At 58.0% G+C, this 7,046-nt stretch carries 6 protein-coding genes; all 6 read right to left on the bottom strand.

The features are described from left to right. Positions 1–136: 136 nt before the first annotated feature. Positions 137–817, bottom strand: coding sequence for a hypothetical protein (locus MKK67_RS20815; RefSeq protein WP_243968971.1), 681 nt, complete (start codon positions 815–817; stop codon positions 137–139). Positions 818–1,018: 201 nt separating this feature from the next. Then, on the bottom strand, positions 1,019–1,423 hold the full coding sequence (locus MKK67_RS20810) for an acyl-CoA thioesterase (RefSeq protein WP_243968968.1): 405 nt from the start codon (positions 1,421–1,423) through the stop codon (positions 1,019–1,021). Between the two features lie 240 nt (positions 1,424–1,663). Continuing rightward, positions 1,664–2,200 (bottom strand): hypothetical protein, encoded by a 537-nt coding sequence (locus MKK67_RS20805; protein ID WP_243968966.1) that lies wholly within the window; start codon positions 2,198–2,200, stop codon positions 1,664–1,666. Positions 2,201–2,263: 63 nt separating this feature from the next. Then, positions 2,264–3,133, bottom strand: a complete 870-nt coding sequence (locus tag MKK67_RS20800; RefSeq protein WP_243968965.1) for a hypothetical protein — start codon at positions 3,131–3,133, stop codon at positions 2,264–2,266. A 1,041-nt stretch (positions 3,134–4,174) separates the two neighbouring features. Further along, positions 4,175–5,614, bottom strand: a complete 1,440-nt coding sequence (lpdA, locus tag MKK67_RS20795; protein WP_243968963.1) for a dihydrolipoyl dehydrogenase — start codon at positions 5,612–5,614, stop codon at positions 4,175–4,177. 13 nt (positions 5,615–5,627) lie between these two features. Then, positions 5,628–7,043 carry a pyruvate dehydrogenase complex dihydrolipoamide acetyltransferase gene (locus MKK67_RS20790; protein ID WP_243968961.1) on the bottom strand — a complete coding sequence of 472 codons (1,416 nt, stop codon included), beginning with the start codon at positions 7,041–7,043 and terminating at the stop codon, positions 5,628–5,630. Positions 7,044–7,046: the final 3 nt, after the last annotated feature.

The raw sequence follows: 7,046 nt of genomic DNA, 5'->3' as shown, positions 1-7,046 counted from the left end.
GAGCTGTCTGCACCTCGATCTGGCGCAGCTTGAGCACCACCTGCTCCGCGTTCGTCTTCTGACCTCGCCGCATGTCCGACTCCTCCGGTCCTGGCTGATCCTCTCAATCAGCCCGGTCCAAAGCCAGCCGGTCAGGTCAGTCTTTTATCAAAAAAAGTCTAACGCCGGCGAAGTCCGGCATAAAATATAAGGCAGTACATATGCCAATGAGGTAGGTAGCGATAAAATAATAAATTATTCTAGCAGTTTTAGTCAGCGAAAACGACTGATAGATGAAGCTGCTCTCCGGTCGAGCAACGGATATAAAAGGAGTTGCAAGCGTTATGACTTGCGTAGCTATTCCTTTATCTCGAAGTTTTTTTGCAGCTAGAACTGCAGCATTTCCCCCGTGGCTGTGCGCAATAATGAATACAGGCGTCAGATATGATTCTGTAGAATTCCTTTGGTTGTCTACGTGCGTCACCACTCTACTGATGATCTCCTCCGACGCTTGCCGCCTGCTTGTGAAAGTATTGTGCTGTGCCCACTTGATTGGTATTTGCTTAATGCAAATTGAGTTTTGGCTTAAAAGGAACGAAAGTTCTATGTTGAATTCTGAGCCTTCTTCAAACCAAGAGACTTGTGGTGTCTGCTCTATCGGCCCAAATATTAACGATGCAAATTTTTGCTTCGCAATGCCCAACATGGACGGCTTGGCAAAGAAATCTGCCCAGGTGCCTGGAACAGCGAATACGGCAACGTCTTTACTCATATATTGCCCCGTCAACCGTTTAGCTATTTTTAGCACTAACATAAATGCGGCTACAACAGCAAGCATATCAAATTTTGTTGATGTGTATATCTGCCAAATCACACTCTATTACTATATAAGCGGATTGTGATCAGACCCATGTTCGATACAGGTCATCGATCTCTCTTGGGGCAATTCAAAAAATCTCGGTCTTTTTCGATCACTGTTTATTGCGTATTTGTTTGAGAGTACACCCTTGTTAACGACAGCCGCCTCTTCGACTTTCCGTTATCGGCCGGCATCAATATTATAAGCTTTTTCCTTTTCACTCAAAAATAAGTAGGTGAACACGCCCTCGATTATCTTCTCCGGGTTTGTGCCGGACCGGTCCCGAACCCAGGTCTCGATCTTCACCGCTATGGACGTGTCGCCTTCCTCCTGAAGAATGCAGTAGACGCTTTCCTCGTCACCAACCTCGATCGGCCTGAGGAAGCGCATGGCGTCAATGCTTACGGTCACGAAGCGCCATGGGGCGCGTTGAGCGACGAAGGTGCTTCCGGCAAGATCCATCTGTGCGACGGTCCAACTTTCAAAGATATGGTGGTCACATCGATATTCCATCGGCCGTCGTACTTGGCTGGTACGGAAGCCGGATTGCCTGCCGCCCAAGCTATGGGGGGGCTTATGATCCACACCAGGACTGCTCCGGAAAACGTTTGTCGACGCATCATGTGAACCGCTGTTGGTTCCCTCTCAGCAAATCTACGTGGTGCGGCTGTCGGAACAAGGCCACTATCCGTCGCGTCTATGACGTTCACAGGCAGTAAACCCGCTCATCCGGATCGAGCCATCCTTATCCTGAAAAGGAGCGACGTGAGTTAACGCGAGAATCGTACCTGCTAGAGGACGCGACTTAATCGTTTGGGGAAGGTTTTAGCGGTTCTCCTGATGCATCCGCTCTATCAGAAAGAACAGGCCGTGGAGCGTTATCGTGACGATGCGCACCAGGCAAAAAGTAAACCAGCCGACGACTGCATACTTAAACGTAAACGCAACCGACGCGGCGACCGAATGATGAGCGTTTTCGGCCTCGATTTGCTTTAGTATTGGCGCAAACTCCATAATGGAAACGCCGATAACACAAGTGAGGAAAGATAACGCGCATAGATAGGCGAAAAGATGACACATGAATACGCGGAGTGTGAGTGCTACGTTGAACGTCTCCCCGCCTCTTTGGATGTCGAGCATAGGAACATTTTTGCCGCCCATTTCCTCATCTAGACTTCTGTTGCTGAATGTGGCGGCCGCGGCCAAAGCCGCAATGTAGAACCCGGGCAGACTGCCAACAATTTGTAGAACGTAATCGACATAATGCTTGTCGCCTATAATTTCTGGTTTGTACGGTGACGCCCAATATATAATGCAAGCAAACGCGGTAACAACCGCAGGAATGGTGGTGCGCAACACCATCAACTCAGTGTTCCTGATCCGAAGGAATGCGAATGGTCGCTTTATTTGATACCAGATCACCGCTCACGCTCCGGGGCCGACGGCTAGCAGGGCCAGCATTTCTGCTTCCATATGCCCGACTATGGTGGGGGAGGCATCAGCCAATGGCGGGTTAATCTTCCTCAAGGTCGTGTACTTGATAAAATCTTCTGATGCAGGCTCGCCCGTTTCGACATCGAATTCCAAATTGTGATTATTTCTATTTTGATCGGTGAAAGCAATTCGTCCGGTCTTGTAATCGTCTTTGTGTTTGGTTACGGCGCCCAATATCTTGGCAAAGAGGCCCTTGCGATCGACCTCTGGCTTTATGCCCAAGGTCAATTCATAACTTTCTTCAGTCAGAAACTCACTGTCCGAGAATGCAGTGGCTTCTTTAGTTTTGGTAAGTTTGATGTTGCGAATGTCTCCGTTTTCGAGGTCGCGGATTAGTGTTGGCGAGGGATGTCCGTTCAAACGGACCAGAGGTAAATAGGAGTGGCGCTTGGGTGCGCCGTCGCGCGTCTTGGCGCCGCCCGGATCAGGGTATGAAAAGCGCATATTATCTGTTTGATGCGCATCCCGGATCAGTCTGTTGAGCAACCGATATATGCTTGTTGCATTGAGCCTTCTTACGCCTTCTAGCAAGCATAAATGCGTGTTAGCCTTGTAAGGGTCGATGTTTATTACAAGATGCGCAGACAAGTTCCCGCCTTGCTGTGCTGTTTTCTTCATGACAGTTGTCACACGGGTTTGCATGTCTGCATAGGCGGCGTCGGGCATGAGTTTATCAATTACTGAGATCTGTAGCGTGATCTTGTCCTGCGTATTGTTGAGCCTCGCATCATTGATTTGATATATTACTTTTTCGTCCTGAAGCACGTGAAATGCATTTTTGCTTGTGTCCGTTCCTGCCATAAGTCGAACAACTCTCTCAGAGTTGGCACATGTGAGGATTTTTCGCGCTTGCCGATCATCAGATCGTAATAGTAAATCCGTCGCTCGTCTGCTCGCATGGGTGCCATCGAATATGCATTGACCTGCGACAACCTTAGCGAGCACCCGCTCCCATCACAAGAGATGTTCGCTTTTTGTTCTTGTGCGGATGGATAGCATCCCCACGTGAGTTTGAACAGAAGGGCATCGCTGAGCACGTCGAACTTCACCCCCAGATGTCTGGTCAGCGAGGGATCGCTCGTGCGCTCCTCATCAGAGCCCAATCGGTTATCGCCCCTGAGAGCGGGTGTGGTGTTCATCTCCCACATTTTTCAGTGCATTCTGCAAACCTGTACCAAGTGGCAATCGACATAGTTGAAGGTGCTTCGGATCGTCCGCTGAAAGCACAAAGTCTCCGCTATAGACCTAATCCCGTCCTTGAAGGGTGATCAGATCACACCCGGCGTTCCGACCAAGTGGGACTCGAACCGCTCAGACGCGGTGCTCCGGTTCGATAGGGCTGCGCCCGATGCTCGGTGGTCCTTCCGTCAACTCTCTCCGCGTCTGACGAGCGGGGACAGCGATGCGCTGTTCTCGCAGCTGGAGGGTTAAGAGCGAGCCATCTGAGGCCAATGTGCCATGGCTTCGGCCTGACCCTTCTTCTAGGCTTGATACTCACCCTACGTGGCGCTTGGGTTGCCGCTTCATGAAGGGGAACGTCGGCATCTTGCTGCCTCCCGAATACCTCCGATCTGGGTTTCAAACGGCGGAGCGGCGCTCAACAACGGCCAAGACGCTCAACCAATAAACTGGCCAGAATCGCGGAATGTCCGGCTGCAAACAACCCGATCCGGGACGCCACGGACTAGCACCGAAGCACACCGCTGGCACAATCTGGGCACACTGAAGGGCCGCAGGAGGGACGCTACGCACCCCTCCGAGCCTTGACCGTTGAGCAATCTGCTGCTTACCCTGTTGCGGCTAACAGCTTGTTTTGAAGGAGCTTTCAGCCCGTTTCAGGTCTCAGGTGTGGATCACCTTGCCATACGCGTCGAGCACACTCTCGTGCATCATCTCGCTGAGCGTCGGGTGCGGGAACACCGTATGCATCAGCTCCTCCTCGGTGCTCTCTAGGTTCATCGCCACCACGTAGCCCTGGATCAGCTCGGTCACCTCGGCGCCGATCATGTGGGCGCCGAGCAGCTGGCCGGTCTTGGCGTCGAATACCGTCTTGATCAGCCCGTCCGGCTCGCCCAGCGCGATCGCTTTGCCGTTGCCCGCAAACGGGAAGCGGCCGACCTTCACGGCAAAGCCCAGCTCCTTGGCCTTGGCCTCGGTGAGCCCGACGCTGGCGATCTGCGGCTGGCAATAGGTGCAGCCCGGGATCTTGGCCTTGTCCATCGGGTGGGTGTGCAGGCCCTTGATGGTCTCGACGCAGATGACGCCCTCGTGCTCGGCCTTGTGGGCGAGCATCGGCGGGCCGGCGACGTCGCCGATGGCGTAGAGGCCGGGCACGTTGGTCCGGCCGAGCCCATCGGTGACGACGATGCCGCGGTCGATCGTCACCCCGAGCTTTTCGAGGCCGATATTTTCGATGTTGCCGACCACGCCCACCGCCGAGATCAGTTTTTCGGCCGTGATCTGTTGGGTCTTGCCGTCGCCGCCCTCGATGGTCGCCGTGACGGAATCGGCGCCCTTCTCGACCTTCGTCACCTTGGCGCCGGTGAGGATCTTGATGCCCTGCTTCTCGAAGCGCTTGCGCGCGAGGCCCGCAATCTCGGCATCCTCCACCGGCAGGATCTGCGGCAGCAGCTCCACCACGGTCACCTCCGCGCCCATGGTCTTGTAGAACGAGGCGAACTCGATGCCGATGGCGCCGGAGCCCATCACCAGCAGGCTTTTGGGCATCGCCTCGGGCACCATGGCCTCGTAATAGGTCCAGATCTGCTTCTTGTCGGGCTCGATCCCGGGGATCGCCCGGGGCCGGGCGCCGGTGGCGACGATGATGTGCTTGGCTTGGTAGGTCCCGGCGCCCTTGGCGCCCTTGGGCGGCTCGGCGCGCTTGGACTCCTTGACGGTGACCTGGCCGGGCTGGTTGCCCTTGGCCACGCTGTCGACCGCAGCCTCGCCCCAGATCACGTCGACCTTGTTCTTCTTGAGCAGCATGCCGACGCCGCCGTTGAGCCGGCCCGAGACGCCCCGCGAACGCTTCACGATTGCCGCGGTGTCGAACCCGACCTTCTCGGCGGTGAGGCCGTAATCGCCGGCATGCTGGAAGTAATGAAAAATCTCGGCCGAGCGCAGCAGCGCCTTGGTGGGGATGCAGCCCCAGTTCAGGCAGATGCCGCCCAGATGCTCCCGGTCGACCACGGCGGTCTTGTAGCCGAGCTGCGCCGCCCGGATCGCCGTGACGTAGCCGCCGGGCCCGGCGCCGATGATGAGGATGTCGTAGGTGTCGGACATTGCGTGCTCCGGCTTAGACCAACATGCCCATCGGGTTCTCGATCAGCCCCTTGAAGGCCGCGATCAGCTCTGCACCGAGTGCGCCGTCGAGGACGCGGTGGTCGCAGGACAGGGTGGCGGTCATCACTTGGACCACCGCCGGGGCGCCATCCTTGACGACGACCCGCTTCTCGCCGGCGCCCACCGCCAGGATGCTCGATTGCGGCGGGTTGATCACCGCGGTGAAGTGCTTGATCCCGAACATGCCGAGGTTCGACACCGAGGTGACACCGCCCTGGTACTCTTCCGGCTTGAGCTTCTTCGCACGCGCCCGGGCGGCGAAATCCTTCATCTCCTTTGAGATGGTGGACAGGGTCTTCTCGTCGGCCCGGCGGATCACCGGGGTGAACAGACCGCCGTCGATCGCCACCGCGACGCCGACCTCCGCCTGCTTGAAGCGCAGCACGCGATCCTCGGCCCAGACCGCGTTGGCGGCGGGCACGCGGGTGAGCGCCAGGCCCATGGCCTTGATGACGAAGTCGTTCACCGAGAGCTTGAAGGCGGGCTTGCCGTCCTTGTCCTTGCCCGCGGAGGCGTTGAGGGTCTCGCGGAGCTTCATCAGCGCGTCGAGCTCGCAATCCACGGTGAGGTAGAAGTGCGGGGCCACCTGCATCGCCTCGGTGAGGCGTTTGGCGATGGTCTTGCGCATGCCGTCCAGCGGCACCTCCTCGTAGGAGCCCTTGGCGTAGAAGCCCCGGACCTGATCGAGGCTGAGGCCGGCCGGCGCCCCGCCTGCGGGGGCGGCCTTCGGGGCCGGGGCGGCCGCCTTGGGCGCCTCGGCGGCGGCCTGCGGCGTCGGAGCCTTGCCGCCGCCGGAGGCCTTGGCGGCCTGGACGTCCCGGGCGATGATACGGCCGTGCGGGCCGCTCCCCTCGACGGCGGCGAGGTCGACGCCCTCCTGCTTGGCGATCCGACGCGCCAGCGGCGAGGCAAACACCCGGCCGCCTGCCCCCTGGGGCTGCGGGCTGCCGCCGGGCTGAGCGCCCTCCGGCGCCTCGTTCACCCGCTCGTAGGACATGTGGCCGCCGCCGGGCGTGGTGTTCTGGTCGGCCGGGGCCGGCGCGGCGGCGGATTTCGCCTCGGACTTGGCCTCCGGCGCGGCCTTGCCGTTGCCGCCGCTCGCGGCCTGCACGCTCGACGGATCCTCGCCCTCCGCGGCGATCACCGCGATCAGGTCGTTGACCGGCACGTCGGCGGTGCCCTCGGGCACGACGATCTTGGCGAGCACGCCCTCGTCGATGGCCTCGACCTCCATGGTCGCCTTGTCGGTCTCGATCTCGGCGAGCACGTCGCCGGATTTCACGGCGTCGCCCTCCTTCTTCAGCCACTTGGCGAGGTTGCCCTTCTCCATGGTCGGCGAGAGGGCGGGCATGAGCACGTTGATCGGCATGGC

The organism is Methylobacterium sp. J-072 (assembly GCF_022829425.1).
Taxonomy (GTDB): domain Bacteria; phylum Pseudomonadota; class Alphaproteobacteria; order Rhizobiales; family Beijerinckiaceae; genus Methylobacterium.
Note: the sequence above shows the minus strand (reverse complement) of the source record. Positions and strands in the feature narration are given on the sequence as shown.

What these genes read in the sequence shown, in the direction of transcription:
- MKK67_RS20815 (WP_243968971.1), bottom strand. Translation starts at nt 817, where the DNA reads ATGCTTGCTGTTGTAGCCGCATTTATGTTAGTGCTAAAAATAGCTAAA.
- MKK67_RS20805 (WP_243968966.1), bottom strand. Translation starts at nt 2,200, where the DNA reads ATGGTGTTGCGCACCACCATTCCTGCGGTTGTTACCGCGTTTGCTTGC.
- MKK67_RS20800 (WP_243968965.1), bottom strand. Translation starts at nt 3,133, where the DNA reads ATGGCAGGAACGGACACAAGCAAAAATGCATTTCACGTGCTTCAGGAC.
- lpdA (WP_243968963.1), bottom strand. Translation starts at nt 5,614, where the DNA reads ATGTCCGACACCTACGACATCCTCATCATCGGCGCCGGGCCCGGCGGC.
- MKK67_RS20790 (WP_243968961.1), bottom strand. Translation starts at nt 7,043, where the DNA reads ATGCCGATCAACGTGCTCATGCCCGCCCTCTCGCCGACCATGGAGAAG.